The 25014-nt window shown below is 74.2% G+C and carries 15 protein-coding genes and 1 tRNA gene; 7 read left to right on the top strand and 9 right to left on the bottom strand.

The features are described from left to right. Positions 1 to 158: 158 nt before the first annotated feature. A tRNA-Pro gene (locus WME96_RS03765) sits at positions 159 to 232 on the bottom strand. 446 nt (positions 233 to 678) lie between these two features. Between WME96_RS03765 and WME96_RS03760 the strand changes: the two genes are divergently transcribed. Then, positions 679 to 1287, top strand: a complete 609-nt coding sequence (locus WME96_RS03760; RefSeq protein ID WP_020732843.1) for a response regulator — start codon at positions 679 to 681, stop codon at positions 1285 to 1287. A gap of 71 nt (positions 1288 to 1358) precedes the next feature. Here the strand turns inward: WME96_RS03760 and WME96_RS03755 are convergent, their stop codons facing one another. Next, on the bottom strand, positions 1359 to 2033 hold the full coding sequence (locus WME96_RS03755) for a TlpA family protein disulfide reductase (protein ID WP_437288809.1): 675 nt from the start codon (positions 2031 to 2033) through the stop codon (positions 1359 to 1361). 65 nt (positions 2034 to 2098) lie between these two features. On the opposite strand from WME96_RS03755, the gene WME96_RS03750 reads away from it, so the two are divergent. Next, positions 2099 to 3331: a chorismate-binding protein gene (locus tag WME96_RS03750; RefSeq protein ID WP_437288808.1), complete on the top strand. Its 1233-nt coding sequence runs from the start codon at positions 2099 to 2101 to the stop codon at positions 3329 to 3331. 109 nt (positions 3332 to 3440) lie between these two features. Here WME96_RS03750 and WME96_RS03745 read toward each other — a convergent pair whose 3' ends face one another. From WME96_RS03745 to cysS, 4 genes are all read right to left on the bottom strand, one after another. Further along, positions 3441 to 4907, bottom strand: a complete 1467-nt coding sequence (locus WME96_RS03745) for a serine/threonine-protein kinase (protein WP_437288807.1) — start codon at positions 4905 to 4907, stop codon at positions 3441 to 3443. Positions 4908 to 5062: 155 nt separating this feature from the next. Then, a complete protein-coding gene (locus tag WME96_RS03740; protein ID WP_437288806.1) occupies positions 5063 to 6151 on the bottom strand; it encodes an AgmX/PglI C-terminal domain-containing protein in 1089 nt (362 codons plus the stop codon). A gap of 52 nt (positions 6152 to 6203) precedes the next feature. Continuing rightward, positions 6204 to 7178, bottom strand: a complete 975-nt coding sequence (locus tag WME96_RS03735) for a DnaJ C-terminal domain-containing protein (RefSeq protein ID WP_437288805.1) — start codon at positions 7176 to 7178, stop codon at positions 6204 to 6206. A 150-nt stretch (positions 7179 to 7328) separates the two neighbouring features. Next, entirely contained in the window at positions 7329 to 8885 is a 1557-nt protein-coding gene (cysS, locus tag WME96_RS03730) for a cysteine--tRNA ligase (RefSeq protein ID WP_437288804.1), read from the bottom strand. 62 nt (positions 8886 to 8947) lie between these two features. Here cysS and WME96_RS03725 point away from each other — a divergent pair, with 62 nt between their 5' ends. The 5 genes from WME96_RS03725 to WME96_RS03705 all read left to right on the top strand — a co-directional run bounded on the left by WME96_RS03725 (position 8948) and on the right by WME96_RS03705 (position 13559). Then, the gene (locus WME96_RS03725) at positions 8948 to 9730 is read left to right on the top strand and encodes a rhomboid family intramembrane serine protease (protein ID WP_437288803.1); all 783 of its coding nucleotides are present in this window, start codon (positions 8948 to 8950) and stop codon (positions 9728 to 9730) included. A gap of 137 nt (positions 9731 to 9867) precedes the next feature. Then, complete coding sequence (locus WME96_RS03720) at positions 9868 to 10422, top strand: hypothetical protein (protein WP_437288802.1); 555 nt, start codon at positions 9868 to 9870, stop codon at positions 10420 to 10422. After that, positions 10412 to 11311 (top strand): MlaE family ABC transporter permease, encoded by a 900-nt coding sequence (locus WME96_RS03715; protein ID WP_437288801.1) that lies wholly within the window; start codon positions 10412 to 10414, stop codon positions 11309 to 11311. The genes WME96_RS03720 and WME96_RS03715 overlap by 11 nt, the downstream gene beginning before the upstream one ends. Before the next feature lie 26 nt (positions 11312 to 11337). Beyond that, positions 11338 to 11775 carry a hypothetical protein gene (locus tag WME96_RS03710; protein ID WP_437288800.1) on the top strand — a complete coding sequence of 146 codons (438 nt, stop codon included), beginning with the start codon at positions 11338 to 11340 and terminating at the stop codon, positions 11773 to 11775. 128 nt (positions 11776 to 11903) lie between these two features. Then, positions 11904 to 13559 carry a phytoene desaturase family protein gene (locus WME96_RS03705; protein WP_437288799.1) on the top strand — a complete coding sequence of 552 codons (1656 nt, stop codon included), beginning with the start codon at positions 11904 to 11906 and terminating at the stop codon, positions 13557 to 13559. Between the two features lie 19 nt (positions 13560 to 13578). Here the strand turns inward: WME96_RS03705 and WME96_RS03700 are convergent, their stop codons facing one another. The 3 genes from WME96_RS03700 to WME96_RS03690 form a co-directional block, all read right to left on the bottom strand. Next, positions 13579 to 13995 carry a YkgJ family cysteine cluster protein gene (locus tag WME96_RS03700; RefSeq protein ID WP_061613990.1) on the bottom strand — a complete coding sequence of 139 codons (417 nt, stop codon included), beginning with the start codon at positions 13993 to 13995 and terminating at the stop codon, positions 13579 to 13581. 164 nt (positions 13996 to 14159) lie between these two features. Beyond that, the gene (locus WME96_RS03695) at positions 14160 to 20003 is read right to left on the bottom strand and encodes a hypothetical protein (protein ID WP_437288798.1); all 5844 of its coding nucleotides are present in this window, start codon (positions 20001 to 20003) and stop codon (positions 14160 to 14162) included. After that, positions 20000 to 24733, bottom strand: coding sequence for a hypothetical protein (locus WME96_RS03690; RefSeq protein ID WP_437288797.1), 4734 nt, complete (start codon positions 24731 to 24733; stop codon positions 20000 to 20002). Before WME96_RS03690 ends, WME96_RS03695 begins: the two co-directional genes overlap by 4 nt. Positions 24734 to 25014 lie beyond the last annotated feature (281 nt).

Below are 25014 nucleotides of genomic sequence, written 5' to 3'. Positions count from 1 at the left end.
TGCGCCAGAGGCCTGCAGGGGCAGCGAGGCGGCCGTTCCTTGCGGCGCCTGTCCACGGCGTGGCGTGGCCGAGGTGTTGTTCGGGTGACCAGGAGGCCACCGAGGACGGCAGGGGCCGTCCTGCGACGGCTCGACCTGCCTGCGTGTCGAAAAAGTAGTCGGGGCGAGAGGATTTGAACCTCCGACTCCTCGGTCCCGAACCGAGTGCGCTACCAGGCTGCGCTACGCCCCGTACGCTGCTGCGAAAGCAACGCCCGCCGAACAGCGGGCGCGCAACATCGCCAAGAGTGAGCCTCTTGTCAATACGAATTTGCGAACGGTGCGCCGGGACACCCCGCGCTCGCCCCGCACCTACACGCCCTCCAGGTCACCGCACGTCGATAAACCACGGGAATTCGACGACATCTGCCCCCGGCTGACCCCGGCGCCCCGGACGTTTCACGAAGCCAAGAATCGGTGGAGCGCAAGAAAAAACTCCCGCGACTACCTTGCCCGAGCCGTGTTAAAGTGTCACTGGAATCCCGATGTTGCCGAGACATTGCAGAGAGCGAGGCCCCTGTGGCGCCGGTGAGGACCTCGCCCCCTGCTCGCGCAACGTTGAGCCAGGGACCGCCCGTGCGGCCCCTTCCAGAACGGATCAGGACGAACCGGCTTTGCCGGTCGTGAGAGGAGGAACAGGTGGCAATTGAGCTTCCCGCTGTACGCATCCTGATCGTCGACGACGACCGGGCGATCTGTGACTACATGCAGACGCTGCTCGAGCGCGACGGCTACCAGGTCAAGACGCTGGGCGACCCAACGACGGTCGAGGAGGAGGTACGCGCGGGCGGCTACCACCTCATCATCCTCGACCTGATGATGCCGAAGCTCGACGGCATCGAGGTCCTCAAGCGCATCCGCAAGGTCGACAACGACATCGCGGTCGTCATCTTCACCGGCTTCCCCAACCTCGAGAGCGCCGTCGCGTCCATGAAGCTCGACGCGGTCGACTACATCAAGAAGCCGTTCAACGTCGACGAGTTCCGCGAGGTGCTCGCCCGCGTGATGCGCAAGAAGGGCCTCGCGCGGACGCCGGAGGAGCAGCTCCACCGCGTCATCGGCGACACGATCCGGAACCTCCGCAAGGACAAGGACCTCACCCTCAAGCAGATGGCGCGCCGCACCGGGCTCAGCGTGTCGCTGCTCTCGCAGATCGAGCGCGCCGAGTCCTCGGCGTCCATCTCGTCGCTCTACAAGATCGCGGTCGCGCTCGAGTCGCGCATCCAGGATCTCTTCGGCCACTACTGACCCGATCGGCGCGTCGCTCGATCGGCGCGTCGTCCGATCGGCGCGTCGATCGAGCGCGCGAGCCGACGGGCTCAGCGGCGCGCGCCGCGCTCGATCGCCGCGTCGAGCCGCTCGGTCTCGAGGCCCGCGAACGCGTCCACCTGCGCGCCGCTCGTGTCGTAGACGATCACGTAAGGCAGCTTCGAGACCTGCTTCAGGTAACGCCGGGCGAGCGGCGTGTCCCAGTCGCCGACGTCGAGCCTGCGGTACGCGACGTCCCGCCGGGCCTCGAGCACCCCGGCCATGTGCGCGTCCATCTTGCGGCACGGCAGGCACCAGCTCGCGGCGAAATCGAGCACCGTGACCTTGCCGGGGACGACGTGCGCGCGGAGATCGGGGATGTCCGCGCCGCCCTCCGCGATCGTCCGGGCGTCCGCGCCCTCGGGGAACGTGGCCCAGCCGAGGTACTGCCCCTTGCCGCCGCCGAGCACCGCCTCGAACCCCTCGTCGGCGGCGAGCTGCTTGACCGTCCCGGTGACGTCGAACGACGGCGACGCGGTCACGGCGAGCTCGGCGCGGCGCCTGTCGAACGACGCCGCGTAGACGCCGGGGCGCTCGCGAAGATCGGTGACGAGCTCGGCGCCGCACTCCTCGCAGTCGATGTTCCGCAGCGAGATGACGGTGGTGCGCGCGCCCTCCGGGACAGGCTCGGCGCCGCCGCAGGCGGCCAGGCACAGGAGAGATGAGAGAGCGAGCGCGCTTCGCATCGTGATCTCCCGCGTACCTTGGCCTCCTTCGCCGGGGGGCGCAACGTCGTGTAGGCTGGGCCGCGATGAGCCCCCTCGTGATCCGTACCCTCCCGGCCGATCACATCACGCCGGTCCGCGCGTACGCGGCGCTCCGCGCCCAGTCGCCGGGCCGCTCGTCGTTCATGTTCGAGTCCGCCGTCTCCGGCGAGCGCTGGGGTCGCTACGCGATCCTCGGCTACCGGGCGCGCTCCGAGAGCATCCTCCCGAGCGGGTTCGACCCGTTCGCGACGCTGAACGAGGGGCTCGGGCAGCCAGCGCCGGCGGACACATCGAGAGAGCTGGCGGCCCGCGTCTGCGCGTCGTGGGTCGGCTTCCTCTCCTACGATACGGTGCACCAGCTCATGGGCATCGAGCCATGGCCCGAGGAGATGTACCTCGGGCGCGTCATGAAGGACGCGACGGTGGTCGTGTTCGACAGCGCGGCGCAGACGATGACCATCGCCGGACGGTCGCAGGGCGCCGTGAACCGCTGCGCCTGGGAGCTGTCGCACGGGCCGGAGCAGCAGAGCCTGCCCGCGCTCGATCCGGAGGCGCTGCCGGAGCACCTCGAGACGCCGGTGAGCGACGAGGACTACGCCGCGAAGGTGGCCGCGGCGCGCCAGCGCATCGCCGCCGGCGAGGCGGAGGAGGTCGTGCTCGCGCGCAGGTTCAGGGCCCCGCTGCGGGGCGCGGATCCCTTCGACGTGTACCGCGCGCTGCGGCTGCTCGCGCCGTCGACGCACCTCTACTTCCTCGACTTCGCGGAGTCGCCGTTCGCGCCGGGGCTCGCGATCGCGGGCGCGTCGGGCGAGACGCTCGTCCGCGTCGAGCAGGATCCGTCGGCAGCGCCGCGCGCCGGCGGCGCGTCGCCGGTCGAGGCGCTGCGCGCCGCCTTCTCGATCGGCAGCGCCGTCGGCGCGCCCGCGGCGCGCGCGAGCGAGATCAGCCGCGCGCTCGAGGTCGGACCGCGGCGCGTCTACGGCGGCGCTATCGGGTACTTCGGGCCGCAGGACGCGGAGATCGCGCACACGCTCGGCGCCGTGTGGATCGAGTCGGGGCACTTCGAGCTGATGACCGGCGCGCGCGTCGGGAACGGAAGCGAGCCCCACGCCGAGGCCGCACGGACGCACCGCGATGCGCGCGGCCCGCTGTCGGCGATCCGGGCGGCGCAGGAGGCGCGCAAGGCGCACGACCTCGCCGAGGAGAAGAGGGCGGCCGCCGAGAAGGCCGCCGCCGAGAAGGCCGCCGCCGAGGACGACGCGTCCCGAGGAGCGTAGAGCGGCCGGCCGCCGGGCAGGACGACGGACACGCGAGCGCGCGCCGCGCTCGATCGATCGATCGATCGAGCGAGCGATCGCGCGCGAGGAGCTCGCGCGCCGCGCCCTCTCAGTCGCGCACGAGGCCGTGGCGCACGCGGCCGCTCGCGGCGGCGGGCTCCGCGGGAGCGCCCGCGCGCACAGGACGAGGCTGCACCGCGGACCCCGGGGAGGAGCCCGGCGGCGCGGCCACCGTCGCGCGCGCGCTGCGCTGGGGAGGCGCGAGGGGCGCTCGCCGGAACGGCGCCGAGGACGCAGCGCCGGGCGCGGGCTGCGGCGCCTCGACGCGGCCGGCAACGACGGCGGCCGAGAGCACGGCCGCGCGGGCGCCGGTCGCGGCCGTCGCCGCGAGCGTCGGGCGCTCGATCCGCGAGGTCGTCACGAGCATCGCCAGGCCGAGCACCGCGAGCAGGGCGGCCGGGATGGTCCACCGCCCGCGCGCGGCCGGCGCGTCGCTCCCGGGCGGAAAGGCGGAGCTCGCCGCGCTGAGCAGCGTGTCGGGCGGCATCCTGCGGTCCGCGCCCGGCGGATCGAAGACGGGCTCGGTCGGAGGAGGAGGGCCGGCAGCCGCGGCCTTTGCGCGCGCGAACGCCGCGACCAGCGCGCGCGCCGGAGCAGCGCGCGCCACGCGCGCAGCGGCGGGCGGGCGCAGCAGACCGGACGACGGCGGCGGCGCGAGATCCGCGATGCAGACGAACGACTCGACGAGCTCCTCCACCGACCGGAAGCGCCGGGCACGATCGCGCGCGAACGCCTTCTCGAAGAAGCCGTCGAGCGCGGGCGGCAGGCTCGGCACGAGCTGCGTCGCCGCGGGGGCCGGAGCGAGCAGGATCTTCGAGGCGACGACGCTGGCGATGTCGCCAGGGAACGGGAGGTGGCCGGTCACCGCGTGGAAGAGCACCGCGGCCAGCGACCAGAGATCGGTCTGCGCATCGAGTGTCCGTTCCGACCGGATCTGCTCGGGGCTGAGGTAGTGGAGCGAGCTCGCGCTCGTCTCGGCCGTGATCTCGCAGACGAGCCGCGGCGTGACCGTCCTCGGCAGCGCGAAGTCGAGCACCTTCACGATCTCCTCGCCGCCTTCCTGCGCGAGGAAGAAGCTCTCCGGACGGAGGCACTGGTGGAGGAGGCCCGCGGCGTGGGCGCGCCGCAGCGCCTCTCCGCCGTGCGCGGCGATGCGCGCGGCTTCCTGGAGCGACAGCCGGCTGCGCCGCTGCAGGCGCGCCGCGAGATCCTCGCCGGAGAGCAGGTCCATCGCCAGGTAGACCGCGCCGTCCTCGACGCCGTGATCGCGCACGCGCACGACGTGCCGCGACGAGAGCCCGGCGGCGGCGCGGAGCCAACGCTCGATGCGGAGGAGATCCCCCGTGGCGCTCACCTGGTCGGGGCAGAAGAGCTTGAGCGCGACGCGCGCGCCGAGCTGCCGATCACGCGCGACCCAGACCGAACCTCGGTCGCGCGTGACCCGCGCGCCAGGACGCACGAGCTGCCGCTCCAGCAGATAATTCCCCCCAATGATGGTGCCCGGTGAGAGATCCATGTACCTGAGCCTCCTCCCCCATAGAAAAGTTGCACATACACCCGGGCGCGCAATTTCTCGCTGCACAGTTCGCTTGCGCGGCCGCCTTGGCCATGCTTGCGCTGTGAGCGTTCGCACGGGGGGAGCGCGCCGGACGCGCGGGGCCTGTGAGGCAGCTAGCGTCCAGGGCTCTGCGGGTCGGGCGAGAGCCGGAGCGGCACGACGATCCGCAGGTCGCCGCCCTCCGGCGCCGGGAACGTGAGCGCGCGCGCGCGCCGGAGCACGCAGCGCGTGAGCCGTTCGTCCGGGAAGCGCGACTCGACCTCGAAGGCCTCATCGACGGCGCCGGTGTCCGTCACGTGGAAGCGGATCGCGAGGCGGCCCCAGAGCGCCGGCGCGCCCGCGAGCGCCGCCTCGTAGCAGCTCCGCCACGCGGGCAACGCCTCGGCTGCAGCGGCCGCGATCGCCTCGGGCTGGAGCTCGCCGGTGCCGGGAGCGAGGACGGACGGCGGGGGCTCGACCGGGTCGTCGCCGGGATAGACCTGCAGCGTGGCCACCACCGTGGAGCCCGCCTTGGCCCTGGGCAGCGAGAGCGCTCGCGCGCGCTCGGCGAGGCACGAGACGACGTCCGGCGCGGAGAGCGTGGAGGCCGTCGCGCGCGCGCCCGTCACCTTGCCGCTGCGGCTCACCGTGAGCCGCACGGTCGTCTTGCCGTGCAGCGAGGGATCCCGGTACGCGCGCAGCCGGTAGCACGAGTACACGTGGATCCAGAGCTGCCGCCGCGCGGCGCGCTCCACCTCGCGCGCCTTGAGCGGCCCCTTCACCTTGTCGATGTCCACGATGATCCGCGGCAGCGGGTGCCCCTCGGCCGGAGGCGGCGGCGCCGGAGGATCTCCCCTGCCCCCGGCGTTCCAGCGATCGCGCTCGGCAGCCTCGGCCTGGCCGCGAGGCACGGGGTGCTGGCCGAGCTTGTAGGGCGGCTCGATCTCGATCGAGGGCCCGTCAGGCACGCCGGCCGCGGCGGGCGAGGGCTCGGCGGGCGCGTCGGGCGCGGACGCTGAAGCCGCGGCCGGTGCGCGCGGATCGAGGGGAGCGACGGCGGGCGCCGGTGCGGTCGCCGGGACGGGCGCAGGCCGGACGACGGCAGGCGCCGGGAGGCCGGACGCAGGCGGGGCCGGGCGCGGCGGGGCCGCGGCGGTGCACGCGGAGAGCGCGACGGCCGCCGCGAGGAGAGGCCGGGGATCGATCGCGAAGGGCGGCTTCATGGACGCTCTACCCGAGGGGCGCGCGCGCCGAGGAGGACGCGCGGCCGCGGGCTCAGAACCTGAGGTCGCCGCGCGGCGCCTCGACCTTGCCGTCGAGCACCTCGATCGCCTTCGCCACCTCGGGGTCGTCGACCGTCGGGACGTGCACGAGGAACTTCACGTAGAGATCCCCCGGCTCCTTTCCCTTGCGGGCGATGCCCTTGCCGCGCAGCCGGATCACCTGGCCGGTCTGGGTGCGCGGCGGGATCTTGAGCGTGACCTCGCCGTCGGGCGTGGGGATGCGGATCTTCTCCCCCCGGTACGCCTCTCCGAGGGTGACGGGCACGTCGAGGTGGAGGTCGTCGCCCTCGCGCTTGAAGAACGGGTGCGGCGTGACGTGGATGTTGAGCAGCAGATCGCCGGGCTCGCCGCCGCCCACGCCCGGTCCGCCCTGACCGCGGATGCGCAGGCGGCTCCCCTCGGCGGCGCCGGGCGGGACGCGCACCGTCACGGGCTCCGGGTCGTCGGCGCGCTGGAGCTGGAGCGTCGTGCCCCGCACCGCGGAGACGAAATCGATGGTGAGGTCCTGCTCGACGTCGCCGCCGCGGCTGCGCATCGGGTGGGCGCGGCGGCCCGCGCCGCCGCCGCCGGCGCGGGCGCGGCCGAAGAGGTCGCCGAGGATGTCGCTGAAATCGCCGCCGCCGGCGCCGGGGTTGTTGCCGAAGATCTCCTGCACATCGAAGCCGCCGGGGCCGCCGCGCCCGCCGCCCGCCGCCCGGGCGTTGGCGTAGCGGCGGTAGGCGCGGGCGCGCTCGGGATCGAAGTTCTGCGAGAGGCTCTCCTCGCCGAACTCGTCGTAGAGCGCGCGCTTCGCCTTGTCGCTCAGCACCTCGTGCGCCTGGTTGATCTCCTTGAACTTCTGCTCGTTGGCCTTCCCCGGGCTCTTGTCCGGGTGGTACTTCATCGCGAGCTTGCGGAACGCCTTCTTGATGGTGTCCTCGTCCGCATCGCGCGAGACGCCGAGCACGGAGTAGAGATCACGAGCCATGGTCGTCCGTCATCGTTCCTGGCTGCAGGAGCTGCAGGGGACGCGGGCCGCAGCCGGCCCGCATCGGGCGGAAACCTAGATCCCCCTGCCGTTTTCGTCCACTGGTGCAGAGGCCAGCGGCGGCCGGGGAGCGCGTCGCGGCAGGGCGCCTCAAACGCCCACCCGGAATGTCGTACCGGTAGGAGAGTCGGCAACCTCGATGCCGTCGCACTCGAGCTCCCGCCGGAGGGCGTCGCTCCGCGCGAAGTCCTTCGCGGCGCGCGCCTCGGCGCGCTCGGCGAGCTTCGCCTCGATCGCCTGCCGGGTCTTGCCGAGGAGCCCGAGGCGCCGCTCCTGCGTGCGGGCCTGGTAGACCGACGGCGGCGTCTGCAGCAGGCCGAGGGCGTCGAGCGACGACCGCAGCGCCGCGTGGAGGCGGCGCGCGAGCGGCGGCGCGGCGTGGGCGACGTCCTGGTCCTTCCGCCGCCGCTGCGCGATGTCGGCGAGCTCGTTGGCCGCCTTGGCGACCTCGGCGATGACCGAGAGCGCGACGGGGGTGTTGAGGTCGTCGTCCAGCGCCGCAGCGGCGCGGCCCGGGGCGCTGTCCGCGAGCGCAAGGAGCGCCGCGAAGCCCTTGGGGAGCCTCTCCGGGACTGCCGGCGGGGCGCCCTCGCCGGACGGGCCGATGAGCGCGGAGAGTCGATCGAGCGTCGCGTAGAGGTAGTCGACGCGGCGCTCGGCCTCGACCACGCCGGGGAAGACGACGCGGCCGTCGTCGCGCCGCTCGGTGTCGAACTCGATCGGGCCCCGGTAGTGGACCGTGAGCAGGAAGTAGCGGAGCGCCTCCGGGTCGTTGCGGGCGTAGACGTCGCGGAGCTTGACGAAGTTGCCGAGCGACTTCGCCATCTTCTCCTTGTCGACGTTGACGAAGCCGTTGTGGATCCAGATCGAGGCGAGCGGCGCCTCGTCCGGATGGGCGGCCTCGCTCTGGGCGATCTCGTTCTCGTGGTGGGGAAAGACGAGATCCATGCCGCCGCAGTGGACGTCGAAGCCGGCCCCGAGGTAGCGGCTCGACATGGCGGAGCACTCGATGTGCCACCCGGGCCGCCCCTTGCCCCACGGGCTGTCCCAGCCCCACCCGCCGGAGGCGACCCCCTTCCAGAGCGCGAAGTCGAGCGGGTCGCGCTTGTCCTCGCACGGCCCGACGCGGGCGCCGACCCGGAGATCATCGAGGTTGCGCTTCGAGAGCTTGCCGTACGAGGGGAAGCTGCGGACGGCGTAGTACACGTCGCGCACGTCCCCGGGCCGCTCGACCACGTAGGCCGCGCCCCGCTCGATCAGCCGCTCGATGAGCGCGACGACCTCCGGGATGTGCTCCGAGACCTTCGGCTCGACGTCGGGCTCGAGGCAGCCGAGGGCGGCGACGTCGTCGCGGTAGAGGCACGCCATGCGGGCCGACAGATCCATCGGGGGCTCGCCGGACTCGGCCGCTCGCTGGAGGATCTTGTCGTCGACGTCCGTGATATTGCGGACGTAGACGACGCGGAGGCCGCGGGCCCTCAGGTGGCGGACGAGGACGTCCGGGGTGAGCGCGGCGCGGCCGTGCCCCACGTGCGCGACGTCGTAGGTCGTCGGGCCGCAGCAGTACATGCGGACCTCGCCGGGCCGCCGCGGGACGAGCGGGGCGAGCTTCTGGGTCAGCGTGTCGTGGAGGCGCAGCTCGGACATCGCCCCGGGTCTATCAAGGCAGACGGATGCTGTCACGGGCCCGCGTGCTTAAGTAAAACGCGATGCTGCCCGTCCGAGACCAACTGCCGACCCGCAAGGTGCCGATCGTCAACTACCTGCTGATCGCGCTCAACCTCCTCGGCTTCTTCTGGATGCGGTCGATGATCTCGGCCGGGCTCTCGCCCGAGCGGGTGCTCTCCGCGTGGGGCCTCGTGCCGCTGCACCTGCTCCGGGAGCCGACCGACACGTGGTGGACGGTCTTCAGCAGCATGTTCATGCACGATCCGACGGGGTGGGCGCACCTCGGGGGGAACATGCTGTTCCTCTGGATCTTCGGCGACAACGTCGAGGACGCGCTCGGCAGCCTCCGCTACGCGGCGTTCTATGTGCTGTCGGGCATCGCCGCCGCGGGCGCGCAGATCTGGATCGACCCCGGCTCGCTGATCCCGATGGTGGGCGCCTCGGGCGCCATCTCGGGCGTGCTGGCGGCGTACGCGTCGCTGTACCCGCGCTCGCCGATCACGGTGCTGAACCCGATCTTCCTCCTGTGGTTCATCTTCGGCCTGTTCCTGGAGCTCCCGGCGTGGCTGGTCATCCTCGAGTACTTCGTGGTGAACCTGCTGAACGGGCTCGGCTCGATCGGCGTGCGCAGCGGCGGCGTGGCGTTCTTCGCGCACCTCGGGGGGTTCGTCGCCGGGCTCTTCCTCGTGCGCCTCTTCATGGTGGGGCGCACCCCGCGCCAGCACGAGCGCTGGCAGCAATGGCGCGCGACACCGCGCCGCGCCGCGCCGCGACGCGACGCGCCGTGGGACGCGCCGCGACGGCGAGATCCCTGGGGCTGGTAAGGGGCGCGCCGACACGGCGCGCGGCGGGCGCCGGACGGCCGGGCATGGGCGAGCGATCCGGAGGACCGCGCCCGGAACGGCCAGGGCGCTCGTGGTTCGCCCATGATGCAAAAGCGTGATAGCGTCGGCCCGCAGCGATGCGACGACCCCTCCGAAGGCGCCCCACCGCCGCCGGCTCTGCGACCGCGACAGCGGCCGCCGGGGCCATGCTCCTCGCGCTCGCGCTCGCCGGCTGCGGAGGCCCGTCGTTCGACGGGACGATCTACCGCGGCCCGGACGTGGCGTTCCGCGTGCCGCCGGCGCCGGCGAGCTGGCGGCAGATCTCGGTGTCGGACGCGGCGGTGGCGTACCGCGACGACGCGAACGGGGCGACGATCGCGCTGAACGGGCGCTGCAAGAACGAGGAGGACGTCCCGCTCATCTCGCTGACCAACCACCTGTTCCTGCACTTCACCGAGCGCGAGGTGCTGAAGCAGGAGCTCGTCCCGTTCGACGGGCGCGAGGCGCTGCACACCGTGATCTCGGCGAAGCTCGACGGGGTGCCGAAGGTGTTCGACGTCTGGGTGCTCAAGAAGAACGGGTGCGTGTACGACATGCTCCTCATTGCAGATCCCGCCCGCTACGCCGCCGGCGAACCTGCGTTCACGCGGATGGTCCGCGGCTTCTCGACCCTGCCCGCCGATGACGACTGAGCCCAAACGGACCACGGAGGCGCCGCCCTCCTCGATCAACCCGGCTCCCGCCAGCGTGGGCCCAAGCAGCCTGCCGCCGAACAGCCTGGCTCCGCCGCCCCTCCCTCCCCTGCTGGCCAAGATCAACGATACGGCCGTCGGGTTCGTGGAGCACCTCGGGCAGTTCGGGCGGATGACCTGGGGGGCGATCAAGGCCATCTTCGATCGGCCGCTCGAGATCCGCTCGACCATCTATCAGATGGAGTCGCTGGGCGTACGCTCGGCCGCCATCGCGTCCGTGACGGCGCTGTTCGTCGGGATGGTCATGGCGGTCCAGTTCGCCATCGGCCTCCAGAAGTTCGGCGGCATGGAGTACACGGGGCGCATCATCGGCCTGTCCTTCTCGCGCGAGCTGGCGCCGACGCTGACGGCCGTCATCGTCGGCGGCCGCATCGGCGCCGGCATCGCGGCCGAGGTCGGGTCGATGGCCGTCACCGAGCAGATCGACGCCATCCGGGCCCTCGGCGCCGACCCGCTGAAGAAGCTCGTGCTGCCCCGGCTCCTCGCGAGCATCGTGGTGATGCCCGTGCTCGGCGCGTTCGCGCTCGTGATGGGCTTCGGCGGCGCGATGCTGATCTCGGCGACCGAGTTCGGCATCCCCGCCGGGTTCTTCCTGAGGACGGCGCTCAGCTCCGTCACGTTCATGGATTACTTCAGCGGGATGTACAAGACGCCCTTCTTCGGGGCGATCATCGCGCTCGTCGGGTGCCACTTCGGGCTGATCACGCGGGGTGGGACCGAGGGCGTCGGCCACTCGACGACCCGCACGGTCGTGGTGACGTCGATCACCATCCTGATCGCCGACTTCTTCCTCACGAAAATGGCCATCATGTTCTTCCCGAGCCGCTGATCGCGGCCGGTCCGGAGGGCGCTCCCATGCCGCCGCCGACATCGCAGCGCCGACCGGGCCGGATGCTCGTGGCCGCGCTCCTCGCCGGGACCGCGGCGTGCCAGGGCGACGCGGGGAGCCAGGGCGCGGGGGCGCCGAGCAGCGATGCGGGCGCGGCGCTCGCGGCAGAAGGCACGCCCGCGCCGCGGCGGCCGACGCGGTACTACCACCTGCGGCGGACGGACGACGGGTGCGAGCTGTTCTGGATCGACGGCGACCTCGTCTCGGCCTCCCAGGCGATCGTGTGCCCGCCCGACCTCCAGGTGGGCGAGCGCGTCCGCCTGACGGGCAAGACGTGCATGCGCGAGTCGGCGCAGACGCCCGCGCGCGCCGTGCCGGTCGTGTGCCCGCTGCCGCTCATGAACATGGAGAAGGCGGACAGGACCCCGCCGGACGCCGGGGCGCCGACGGACGCCGGCAAGTGAGCTGAACCGCGGGCGCAGCTGGACAGGAGTCCTGGCGGCGCGGGGGATGGATGCCATGGCGCGCAGCCGGGATCCTCCCCGGAGCATCGGAGTCCCAGGGGGGACGCAGGATGCACGCGGATACCGTCGTGATCGGATCAGGCCCCGGCGGGCTCACCGCCGCGCTCGCGCTCGCGCGTGCGGGGCAGAAGGTGATCGTCGTCGAGCAACATTACCTCCCCGGGGGGTGGACCCACAGCTTCTCGCTGAATGGATATCTGTTCAGCCCGGGCGTGCACTACATCGGCGAGCTGGGGCCCGGAGGCGCCGTGAGGCGGCTCTACGAGGGGCTCGGCCTCTCGCGAGATCTGGAGTTCTGCGAGCTCAACCCGGACGGGCTCGATCACCTGATCATCGGCGACGAGCGGTTCGACGTGCCCAAGGGGTTCGAGCGGCTGCTCGCCCGGCTCACGGCGCGGTTCCCCCACGAGGCCGCCGGGCTGGAGAGGTACTTCCGCGTCGTCCGCGGGCTGAGCGGCGACCTCGCGCGGCTCGACACGATGCTCGAGTTCCCGAAGGCGCTGCTCCTGCCGTTCAAGGCGCCGAACCTGGTGCGCTGGGGGCTCCGCACCCAGGAGGACCTGCTGGACGCGACGATCCGCGATCCGCTGCTGCGCGCGATCCTGGCCGCGCAGGGGGGCGACCACGGCCTCGCGCCGTCGCGCGTGGCGCTGCCGATCCACGCGAGCATCGTTTGCCACTATCTCAACGGTGGGTATTACCCGCGCGGCGGCGCCAAGCGCATCCCGCTCGCGATGGTCAGGGCGCTGCGGCGGCTCGGAGGGCAGGTCCGGATGCACGCGCGGGTGAGGCGAATCCTCGTCGAGCGGGGGCGCGCGGCGGGCGTGGAGCTGGAAGGCGGCGAGATCCTCCGAGCGGCGAGCGTCGTCTCGAACGCGGACCCGGCGATCACCTACGGGGAGCTGCTCCCGCCGGAGCTGACCGCCCGAGAGCGCCGCAAGATCCGGCGGATGGAGTACTCCACCAGCCTGCTCAGCGTGTTCTGCGCCGTGGACATGGACCTCCGGGGCATGGGCTACGACTCAGGCAACTACTGGTGGTACCGCGGAAAGGACGTGGGCCGGATCTACGAGCGGATGGAGTACCAGCTCCCGCGCGGCGAGGTGGACGGCCTGTTCCTGACCATCACGACGCTGAAGGACCCGGGCCACCCGACGCGGGGAGATCACCACACGGTCGAGATGTTCACGTTCGTGCCCCACGGCCCCTTCACGCGCTGGAAGGAGACGCGCACGGGCGAGCGGGGGGCAGACTACGAGGCGCTGAAGGAGTCGCTCGGAGATCAGGTGATCGCCGCGGCGGAGAACATCATCCCCGGCATCTCCCGCGCGATCGTGTTTCGCTCGGTGGCGACGCCGCTGACGAACGACTTCTACTGCGCCTCGCATCGGGGCGCCGCCTACGGCACCGCCAAGACGCCGTGGCAGCTCGGGCCGCTGTCGTTCTCCATCGGGACGAGGATCCCGGGGCTGTACCAGTGCGGCGCGAGCACGCTGAGCCACGGGGTGGCCGGCGCCTCGATCTCTGGCCTGATGGCGGCGCAGCGGATCACGGGCGTCGCGCGCATGGACGATCTGCTCGGCCCGGCGGACGGGTCGCTGCGGGTCTACCCCGCCGACCGACCGGAAGAGTGGCTGCACGAGCGAGCGAAGGCGAGCGCCGCGGCGCAAGCAGACGTAACGGACGCGGCCGACGTGGCCGACGAGCTCAGCGAGATGGCGTGAAGCCCGCGTCCTGAACGAGCTAGCCCGCCGGGGTCCTCGATCGGAACGTGATCTGCACGAGCGGCATCACGTTGGGATCGTCCTGCGTCTCCCGTTCGAACTGGAGCATGTCGTAGTAGCCGCACCGCGGTCTGCCGGGGTAATCGCGGCAGACCTCGGGGCGCGCCTCGTAGATCGTGCAGCCACGCGTCGTGAGGTCGAGGAAACGGCAGACACGGCCGAGCAGCGGATCGGACTGCCGCCGGAGAATACGCTCATCGTTGTAGCGCTTCGTGAAGCGCTTCTCGGCGGCCTCGACCGTGAGGCCGAAATGGCGGGCGAGCCGCCGCAGGTCGCGGGGCGTCACCTCGACCCGCTCGTAGATGGAGCAGCAGTAGGCCGGGCACTTCGAGCAGTCGTAGGAGACGCGGCGCTTGGCCTTGAGGGTCGTGGTCATGGCTCGTGAGGAGTGGACAGCCGACGCTGGATGAGAGCGGCGAAGCGCTCGCTGGCGGGCGGCGGAGCATACGCGGCCAAGCGAGCCCCCGCGATGGCGAAGTGATCGCGAGACGCGCGCTCAACATAGCGCGACGGCGCCCGGCGAGGAGCGCCCGCGCCGCGTCACTCGTTGAACCCGAGATGCTCCCGCGCCTCGGCCAGGCCGTCGCTCACGGCGAAGACGATGAGGTCGCGCGCCTCGGCGTTGCGGCCGATCCAGGTGATGCGGTCCTTGCCCGCGGCGGGCGGGGCGTTCGTGTGGCCGCCCGCCCAGGCGATGCCCGTGAGCGCAATGCTGAGATCGCCCACCGCGAGGAAGGCGGCTCGGTTGCCCCAGCCGTTGATCGCCGTGTTGAGGGTCGAGGCGCGGTTGCCGATCGAGCCGATGACGTCCGCGGCGAGGATGCCCAGCTTCGGATCCGCGCCGCCCGACATCGCGCGATCGATGCGGCCCTGGTACTCGCGGAGGCGCCCGGCGTCCGCGCCCTGCGGCGACCACGACGGGGAGAAGGCCTTCAGGTAGGCCGCGAGCAGCGGCCAGAGATCGATCGGCGCCGTCCGCGAGAAGGCCGAGGCGTTGGTCTGGAGGATCTTGACCGCGCGGTGGATGAGGAAGAGCCGGACGTCCTCGCGCGGCGAGGTGACGAGCGACTGGCCGAGGACGATCCTGGGCGGGCTCGTGGACGCCGGCACGCAGACGGCGCCGAGCGCGGCCGTCATGTAGACCTGCAGGTTGGGGAGGCCGTACGCCGCCCCGACGCTGCGGGCCAGGTCGGTGATGTCGGCGTGCTGCGGCGGCAGCGGCGTCGCGCGGATCGAGTCGAGATCGAACGCCACCGCGGTGTCGAGCAGCGGGCCCGTCTTCAGCAGGAGCTCGCGGAACGCCGGGGTCATGAGCTCCGGCGCGAGGTGGGCGTCGAGGCGGGCGGCGCCGGCGGCGTTGCCCGCGCCGCCCATCGCGGCGTCGCGGCCGTCGAGCGCGGCGACCGTCGCGCGCGCGATCCGGGACGCGCCGGCGCGGCCGCGGAGCTCGGCGACCGTGGCGACCGTCGAGAACAGGTACGGCTCGAAGCGGCCGGTGTTGAGCGCGCGCCGCGCGTCGGCGAGGGCGCGGTCGAGCAGGACGTTCGCCGCGGCGGTCTGCTCGGTGCGCTGGTAGAAGCGGGCCAGCGCGCCGAGCGCGAAGTCGTCCTTCGGCCACGTCTTGCGCGCGGTGAGCAGCGTGGCCTCGGCCTTCTTCATCTCGCCCATCGACTCGTGGATCTCGGCGAGCTCCGCGGTGCGGCGGCACTTCAGCTCGGGCGCCTCCGCGGCGTTGATGAGGAGGTTCTGCTGCTCCAGCGCGCGGGCGCCGTCGCCGGCGCGCTTGTAGAGCGCGACGAGGCGCTCGCGCGCGCCCACGTCGCCCGGCGCGCGCTTCAGGATCTCCTGGTACGCGAGCTCGGCGCGCTCGGCGTTCGGGAGGTGCTCGTCGTAGAGCTCGCCGAGGCGGAGGTAGATCGCGGCCTGCTTCTCGGGATCGGGGACGAGGCGCGCGAGGCGGATCCACGCCTGCTCGGCGCCGGTCCAGTCGCCCTCGCCGGCGCAGACGTCGGCGAACGCGGACAGGGCCTCGACGTGGTCGGGGTTCGCGTCGAGCGCGGCGGCGAGCGCCCGCTTGGCGGCGGCCGCGTCGCCCACGTCGGCGAGCGCCCGGCCGCGGAGGACCTCCATCTCGACGCGCTCCGTCGGATCGGTCACCGCGTCGAGGCGGCGCTCGAGCAGCGCGGCCAGCTCGGCGCGCGCGCCCTCGGCGACGTAGATCGCCTTGAGCCGCGAGAAGACGTCGGCGTACGACGGGTCGACCGTGGCGACCGCCTCGAGGACGTCGCGAGCCCGCGCGGCGTTCTGGACCTTGTCCTGCCAGAGCACGGCCGCGGCGTAGAGCGAGTGCGCGCGCCCCTCGGAGCCGACGCTGGCGCCCGCCGCGGACTCGAGCGCCGCGGCGGCGGCCGCCGCGTCGCCGCCGCGCTCGAGCGCGTCGGCGAGATCGAGGTGCGCGACGAGGTAATGCGGGACGAGCGTGATCGCGTGCCGGAAGAAGGCGACGGCGTCCTCGATCGAGCCGGCGAGGAGCGCGTCCTTGGCGGCGCGCACCGACAGGGCGGCGGCCTCGGACGGGCGATCGGTGCGCTCGATGAGCTGGCGCTCCGCCTCGATCGCGAGGGCGTGATCCGCCTTCGCGCGGGCGTGGGCGGCCATCTGGCGCAGCGCCCAGATGCCCCGCGGCTCGTTCCGGTACGCGATCTGGACCGGCTCGAACGTCTCCTCCCACGGGAGCACGCGCATGCGCAGCCGCGCCGACAGGAGCGCGTGCGCGATCGCCTCCGGGCCGTCGAGGACGCGCGCGACCTCGAGGGCGATCGGCTCGAGCTCCTCGTCGCGCCCCTCGCCGATGAGGTAGGAGGCGACCTTGCGGAGCGTCGGGAGGTGGTGCGGCGTCTCCTCGAGGATCGAGCGGCGCCAGAGGAGCGCGCTGCCGGCGTCCCTGCGCCCGAGCTCGTCGAGCTCCGCGAGCCGCTCGTAGATCTCGAGGCGCTCGACGACGTCCGTCGCCTCGCGGGCGCGCGGGATCAACGCGTCGACGAGCTCGCCGGTGCCGTGGCCGGCGACGGCGGCGCGGTGGAGGGCGATCGGCCCGAGCGCCTCGTCGCCCGCGGTGATCGCCTGGCGGGCGCACGCGGCGGCCTGGCCGAGATCGCCGGCGCGCTCGTACTCGAGGGCGGCCTCGAGCGCGAGGCGGGCGGCCTCGATGCCGGCCGCGGCGATGTCGTCGCCGCCGGCGTGGAGCGCGCGCAGCAGCTCGGTCGCGCGCTCGGCGCGCCAGGCGGCGCGGTCGGCCGGGGGCTCCGGCGCGAGCCGCTCGAAGAGCTCGCGCAGGCCGATGTCCTGCGGGCGCGAGCGGTGTGCCGACTCGAGGAGCGACGCGGCCGACGCGGGATCCGCCTCGGCGACGAGGAGCGCCTCGCGGACGAGGTCATGAGACCGCTCCAGCGGATCGGCCGCGCTCTCGCGGCGGGTCCTGAGCCACTCGAGGAGGCCGTCGCGATCGACGCGGGCGCGCGCGCTGCGCTCGCCGAGGTGGAGCGCGATGGGGAGCTTCGCGTCGATCTGCGCGGCGCGCGAGAGCAGGCGCTCGCCCTCCTCGTTGTCGCCGCCGTCGAGCAGGCGGATCGCGGCCTCGGTGACGAGCACCGCGGCCCGCGGGCCCTCCTCGAGCGTGAGCGCGTGCTCCGCGAGGATGCGCGCCGCGCCGACGCCGCTCTCCTGCGCGGCGCGGGCGCGCGCGGCGCCCTCGTGCTGCGGATCCGCGGCGCGGGCGCGATCGAGATCGCTCATCGCGGCGCGCTGATCCCCCGCGATCTCGGCGATGACGGCGGCGGCGAGCGCGCTGTCGCGATCGGACGCGACCTCGCGGAACGCGGCCACGCTCCTGGCGACGCGGGCGCCCCGGTCGCCGTCGAGGTCGAGCTCGAGCGCGAGGGCGCGGAACAGCGGGCTCTCGGGCGCGTTGTCGCCGTAGGTGAGCACCGCGCGGGAGAAGGCGTCGCTCGCGTCGATGCCCTCGGAGGTGATCGCCTCGCGCGAGAGCGCGCGGCCGAGGATCGCGGCGGCGCGGGCGCTCGCGCCGCCGATGGCGCGCACGCCGTTCGGCGCGGGGGCGCCGTCCGCGAGCGCGCCGTCGGCCGCGGCGCCCGGGTCGCTCAGGGCGGCGCTCGCGGCGGCGCAGAGCGGCGCGAACTCGGGATCGCCGGCGAGGGCGTCGAGCCACGGCTCGATCTCGCCGGCGGATCCGCCGGCGAGCGCCGCGAGGACGACGTGATCGGCCGGCGAGAACGCGCCGCCGGCGCCGCCGTCCTCGAGCGTGGCGCCGCGGGCCGCGGCGGTGTCGCCGAGCTCGATCGCCTGCGCGGCGAGGGCGCGGCGCGCCTGGCCGCCGTGGGAGCCGGACGTGACGCTGCGGAGCGCGGCGAGCGCCGCCGGGCGGGTCTCCCTGCGCGCGGCGCCCAGCGCGGCGGTGAGCCAGGCGGCCGCGGGCGCGAGCGAGGTGTCTCCGAGGGGCTCGAGGCTCGCGAGGCCCTCGGCGAGATCGCCGGCGCGCAGCAGGGCGCGGGCGCGGAGCAGCGCCTCGTACGGGGTGGCCGGCGCGGTGCGGGCGCGGCGCGGCGCGCCCCGGTGCGCGGCGACCTGGGCGCACGCCGCGGCGAGCGGAGCGAGCTCGGGCGCGTCGGGGAGGCGGAACTTGGCGATGGTGGCGGAGGCCGCCGCGTCCGCGTCCGGCGCCGCGAGCGCCTCGCAGAAGCGCTGCACGTGCGCGCGCGGGTCGACGGGGTGGATCCGGGCCGCGAGCTCCAGGCGCTTGTGCGCGCCCTCGGGGTCGGCGAGCGAGATGCGGGAGAGCTCGGCGCCGAGCACCAGGTTGTGGCAGCGCGCGGCCGGCGTGCCGAGGATGCGGGTCTCGGCCTCGAGCGCGTCGAGCGCGCCGGGCAGATCCCCCTCGCGCATCAGGAGCCCTCGGTGCTGCCGGTGCGCGAAGACGAGGCCCGGGGAGAGATCGCGCGCCTCGGCGGCGACGGCGCGGGCGGTCGCGTCCTCGCCGGCCATCACGTAGAGCTCGGCGACGGGCAGGAGGGCGCGCGACCTGGCGGTCGGGTCCTCGATGAGCTCGGCCTCGGCGCGGAGCCACGCGGCGCGCGCCGCCCAGACGTCGCGCTGCTGCGACTGGACGAGGATGGCGCTCGCGTCCTGCTCGCCAGGGAACACGGACGCGGGCGGCGGGATGGAGGGCAGCGGCGGCAGGCTCTCGGGCTCGCGGGCAGGCGCGACCGAGCGCGGCGGCTCGAACGCCGAGCGGACCGACGGCCGCCGGTCCGCGACGCGCGTCTTCGCGAGATCGTCGTCGGCGTCGGCGTCGACATGCCCGTGGATCAGGCTCGACTCGTCGATGAGCTCGCCGGGATCGCTCTCGATCGCGGCCTTTCCCCAGAGGTCGGCGGGGGCAGACGGCTCGCCGGCGTACGGCCGGGTCGTGGGCCCGGGCTCGTCGAGGGCCTTGGTCTCCTCGTCGTCGAAGCCCGTCGTGTCCTCGTCCTCGATGCCGCCCGCGAGATCGTCCCCGAAGCCCCTCGTCGGGGCGGGGCGCCTGCTGCTGACGACGCTGGGGGGCGCGAACTCGAACGGAGGGTCGCCGCCGTCGGGGATCGGCGTCGCGCGGTCGCCCGGCTCGGCGGTGTCCTCGTCCTGCACGGGCTCCGATCGCCTGGACGGCGGAGGCAGCGGAGGCGGCGCGACGGCGGCGGACGGCGGACGCGGCGCCGTGAACCTCGCGGACGCGGCGGGCGGCGGGATCCTCGGCGTGCGATCGCTGGGCGTGAGATCGCCGCCGAGCGACGCCTTCACGTCGCCCGGCCTGCCCGAGCGGGGTGGGACCGCGGGGCGGGGCAGCGACGCGGGGCGCGGCGGCGCGGACGACGTCGGCCGCGGCGGCGTGGGCGTCGACACGGGCGGCCGCGGCGGCGCCGGCGGCGCGGGCGGCGGCGCGGCGTTGCGGCGCGCGCCGGTCAGGGCGGGCGCCGAGGTCACGACGCCGTCGTCGGCGTCGTCCACGCGCTGGTCCTCGAAGAGCATGTCGATCAGCGCGTCGCTCTCTCCGGCGCTCTGCGCGGGCCGCGCGGGCACCGGCACCGGCTCGCGGGAGAAGAGCTGCTTCAGGCCGCCCTCGCCGACGCGCTCCCCCTCCTCGGCGGCGCGGATCGACTTGATGAGCTCGTCGGGGATCTTGGCGAGGAGCGTGGCCTCCTCGACGTCGCCCTCGGACACCGCCGCGCCGTACATCGCCGGCGGCGGGACGGTGATCTTCTCCTGCGACGGGGTGCCCTCCTCGCCGCCGTTGCCAGAGGAGCTCTTGGATTGCGGATTCTTGCTCACCGGACCCCCATCCCGAGCTTCTTCCGGAGCTCGAGGTAGCTCTGCGACAGGACGAACGCGACGAGCTGGCGCGCCCGTTCGCTCTCGGCGACGACGCCGCCGAGCTGCTCGCGCGGGGTACCGAGGATGTCCGAGAGCACCAGCGAGACGTCGCCGGCGGCGATGACGGCCATGCGATCGATGCTCCTGCGGGCGGCCTGCGCCCAGCGGTGCGGGTCCTGCTGGCTCGAGACGATGCGCTGGCACACCTCGGCGATGGCCTTCCGGGTCGCGCGCGACATCTCCCTGTGGATGGCCCGCGAGACCTCGCCGAAGACGGCGTAGGGCGGGTGCGGGACCGCGAGGCCCGACTCGATGCAGGCGGCCGCGACGAGCGAGGCGACGGTGTTGTCGTCCCGGGTCCTGAGCGACGTGATGCCCCGGCGCAGCGCGAACGCCTCGCGCGCGATCGCCGAGCGCGAGGCGGCGTCGAGCGGCGTCGTGATCTCGGGGCCGAGCACGAGCGCGGGGAGCTGGCCATAGACGCCGGTGGCGCCGCGCGGGCTCGGGCCGCCGACGTAGAGCTCGAAGTCGGTCTCGAAGCTCAGCGCGCCCATCCACTCGGCGACCGCGACGCGCAGCGGATGGCCGCCGCGCGAGTCGATGCGGTCCTTCTTGCCCACGCCGAGCGACACGAGCGAGGGGCCGAGCGCCATGGTGATCGTCTCGGCCATCTTCGCGAACAGCTCGCCGACCGGCCCGGTGTCGAGCGGATCGGCGATCTCGGCCATGGCCTTGGCGTCGAGGGCGATCTGCGGGCGCGCCGGGACGCGGGCGTCGATCTTCCTGAGCTCCGCGCTGATTCCCTCGTCGACCCGGCCGAGCGCGACGAGCGCGCCCAGCGTGGCCTGCCGGAGCGCCGCGTCCTGGCCGGCGCCCGCGATCTTCGCGAGGAGCGCGACCCGGTCGGCGTCGATCGGGTCGGACGCGAGCGCGTGGATCAGCGTCGACTTGGCGCGGCCGAGCACGCGGGTGCGGAACGCGGGCTCGTAGTCCGTCGTGAGGACGAGATCGATCGCCTCGCCGTCGTCCGGCGCCTCCTCGAGGAGCTTCGCGGCCGCCTTCTCGGCGCGGCGCGGGGCGCGGAGCTGGTCGCGGTAGATCGCCATCGCGAGCCGCGCCGCCTCGACGCGGCCGGCGGGGGTGTCGCGCTCGACCATGAGCTCCTCGAGCAGGCGCGTGGCCTCGTCCCAGGAGCCGACCCGGGCGGCGACCCGGACGAGGCGCTCGCGGACGGGGAGCGTCGACAGGCCGGCCCGGTGCAGGCCGACCAGCACCTCGAGCGCCCTGTCGTGCTCGCCCAGCTTCTCGTACGCGTCGACCGCGGTGATCCCGGACATGAGGCGCTGCTCCCCCGGCGCCTTCGCGACGCGCGAGAGCTCGGCGTAGAAGGCCGCCGCCTGGCCGAGGTCGCCCTGCGCCTTGGAGATGTCGGCCGAGAGCGCCAGCGCGCCGATGTGGTCCGGCTCGAGCAGCGTCACGTTCTCGAGCGCGGCGAGCGCCTCGTCGAGCTTGCCCTTCTTGCGGAGCACGCGCGCGCGCTCCCAGAACAGCTTGCAGATCTCGAGGTCGCTCTCCGCCACGCCGAGCCGCCGCTCGATGATGTCGAGCAGCCGGTCGTCCTCGTTGCGCGCGCGGACCCGGCGGAACAGCCGGTCGAAGGCGACGCCGCGCCGCGGGTCGCGCCCGAACGCGCGATCGAACGCGATCTCCGCGTCGTCGTGGGCGTCGGTGTGCTCGAGGAGCAGGAGCCCGGCGCTCTCCCAGAACTCCGCGCCGCGCGCGTCGTCCTTGCAGAGCGCCCCGAGCTGCGCCGCGGCGAGCGCGGTCGACACGGGGTCGCGGAGCGCCTCCGACGTGGCGCGGACGCCCTCCCAGGCGGCGATGTCGTCGGGCCGCCGCTCGACCACGGTGCGGAACGCGGCGAGCGCCCGCTCGTGATCGCCGGCGGCGAAGTCCGACCAGCCCGCGAGGCCGAGCGCGGTGAGCTGCGCGTCCTCGCCGAGCGCGTCGCCGAGCCCGTGAAGCGCCGCCGCGCGGCGCCGCGGATCGCAGCCGGGGAGCGCGAGCTCGAGGTTGGCGAGCTGCGCCGGCGCGTGCTCGCCCGAGAGGAACGGCCGCGGCAGGTTCGGCTGGTCGAGCGCGCCGACGATCGCGGCCGAGGCCTCCATCGCGGCGCGGGCCTCGCCCTCCAGGTGCCGCGCGAGGGCGCTGCGCGCGGCGACCTCCGCATCGCGGTCCTCGGCGCCGAGCGCCGCGCCGAGCCACTCGAGGTCGGCGTGCGGGCTCGGGTCGGCCGCGGCCCACGCGGCGGCGCGCGACGCGGTGCGCGCGCGGTCCTGGTCGAGGGTGCGCGTCAGGCGGAAGCGCTCGGCGTGCGCGATGGACGCGGCGCCGTCGCCCCGCTCCTCGATGTAGTCGAGCGCGCGCTCGACGGCGCTCCGCTGCTCGAGGGCGGGCTGCCAGAGGAGCCTCCCGAGCGCGGCCGCCAGGGCGAGATCGTCGCTCGCCTGCGACTCCAGCGCCTCGAGCGTCGCGAGCGCCTCGTCCGGGTCGCCGCCCTCGGCGGCGCCGACCTCGAGGCCGAACCGCGAGAGCGCGAGCGCCGCCGGGTCCTCGCCCGCCTCGCCCGCCACCTCGAGGGCGCGGCGCCGGCTCTGGAGGTCGTTCGCCTCGTGGCCGCGGAGCGCCCAGGTGAGCATCGTCGCGCCCGCCCGCGCCGCCTTGCCGCGCGCCGCCTCGAGCTCGTCGACGGCGCGGCCGCGCTCGCCGGCGCGCCAGAGGAGGATGGCCGCCTCGATGTGGAGCGCCGCGGAGAGATCGGCGTCGTCGATCGCCGCGGCGCAGGTGGAGAGCGTGGCGGCCGCGGAGGTGGGGCTGCCGGCGCGCCGGTCCAGCTCGGCCAGGAACACCGCGACGACCTGGTCGTCCGCGGAGCGCTCGAAGAGCGCGCGGAGCCGGGTGCGCGCGCGATCCAGCTCGCCGTCGCGGGCGCTGCGCAGGGCCGCGACGAGCCAGAGCCCGCGCGCGGTGTCCTCGCCCTCGACCTCGGCGAGCGCCTCGATCACCGTCGGCGAGCGCCGCGGGGCGGCGCCGGCCTCGTCGCCGGGCTCGCGCCGGCTGCGCACGAGGTCGACGGCGAAGGCGCCGAGCGCCCTCCCGAGCCACGCGTTGGGGGCGGCGCCGTCGTCCGCGCCGGCGGCGGCGAGCTCGGCGAAGGCGCCCTCGGCGCCGTCCGCGTCGCCCCGGAGCAGGCGGCTCCGGCCGATCTCGAACCACAGGCTCGCCTTCTCGGCCGGGTCGACGCCGGTCGAGAGCAGCCGCTTCGTCGACTCCTCGTACCAGGCCGCGTCGCCGCGCAGCGCCGCGAACGACCGCCCGAAGCGCGCGAGCACGCCCGGGTGGACGCCGGCCATGCCGGCCTGCGACAGCGCCGCCTTCGCCGCGCCGACGTCGTCGGTCCGCACCGCCCAGACGTACGCCGCGAGGAGCAGCGCGCGCCCGCGCGCCTCGTCGCTGCCGTACGACGCCGCGGTCGCCTCGAGCGACGCGGCGAACGCGGACGGATCCTGGCCGTCGCCGAGCAGGTCGATCTCCAGCGCGCGCGCCGGGATGCACTGCGGGTCGGCCGCGAGCGCGCTCCGGAGCGCCGCGAGCGCGGCCTCGCGATCGCTCGCGAGCGCCGCCGCCTCGGCGATGCGCAGCCACAGCGCCGCGGCGCCGGGCCCGCTCGCGCCGCGCGCGATCTCCTGCTTCGCCAGGCCGGCGGCGGCCTCCGCCTCGCCGGCGGCCTCGAGCGCGGCGATGCGCGCCCGCCCGAGCAGCGCCGACTGGGGCAGCCGTTCGGCGGCGCGCTCGAGGAGCGACGCGAAGCCGCCCGTCCCCGCGCGCTGCGTCAGCTCGGCGGCGCGGAGCCACGCGTCGGCCGCGTACTCCGGCCTGCGCATGTGCCGCGGGACGCCGTTGGCCTCGCCGCTCGCCTCGTCGTCGAGCGCGTCGGCGATGAGCTCGGCCTGCCCCTCGAGGGCGCGCGCGAGCGCGCCGAGGTCCTCCTCGCGGCGCGCGATGGCCTCCAGCGCGAGCTGCGACCTGAAGCGGGCCCGGCCCTCGAGCGCCGCGGCCGCGTCGAGCAGCTCGTAGGCGCGCTCGACGTTCTCGGTCGCCGCGGCGAGGTCGGCGAGCTCGATGAAGAGCAGCCCCTTCCACGTCGGGTCGGTCGCGAGCTCGGCGCGGGCCTCGATCGCGCGCATCCGGCCGGCGAGGTCGCCCTCCTTGGCCGCGATGAGCTCGAGCTCGAGCCACGGCGTCGCGTCCTCCGGGTTGCTGAGCGCCGCCTCCTCGAGCGCCTCCTTGGCCGCCGAGAGGTTCTGCTCGTGATCCTGGAGGTACGCGGCGCGCTCCCAGAACGCGCGCGCCCGCTCCTCGGGCGTGGCCGCGGCGCGCGTGAGCGCGTCGAGCAGCTTGCCGAGGTTCTTGATCGATTTGCGCCGCGTGAGGATGCGGACGAGCGCCTCGAGCGGCTCGCGGAACTGCGGATCCGCGTTGAACGCGGCGAGGTAGTCGCGCGCCGCCGTGGGCTCCTCGCCGAGCGCCTCCTCGAGCGCGCCGAGCTCATGCAGCAGCAGCGCCTGGAGCTGTCGCTCCGGTTGGTCGCCTTGCTCCGCGCGAAGACGCGCGATCAGGGCCGTCATGCTTTCCACCTGCCCCTCGGGTGCCTGAACCGTCATCTCGCCTGCGACGCCTCCGAAGGGGGTCTCATCTGTGCGCAACGCATGACGATGGCGGAGAGTAGCGAACCGAAGCGCGCGGAGTAAAGCGCGCCGGGCAGGGGGTGGGCTCGGGCAGCGCCGCGCGGCGCTCGCGCTCCGGCGGTCAAGGCGCGGCCGGCGCGCGCGTCCTCGGAACCTTCGGAAGACGAGGAACGCGGTGCGCTGCCGCGCGCTGGTGCGCGGGGCGAACGAGGGTGGAGGTC

Origin of the sequence: Sorangium sp. So ce406 (assembly GCF_051474675.1) — a bacterium.
GTDB classification, from domain to species: Bacteria; Myxococcota_A; Polyangia; order Polyangiales; family Polyangiaceae; genus Sorangium; species Sorangium cellulosum_G.
The sequence above is the reverse complement of the archived record's forward strand: the minus strand, read 5'-3'. Positions and strand labels throughout refer to the sequence as shown.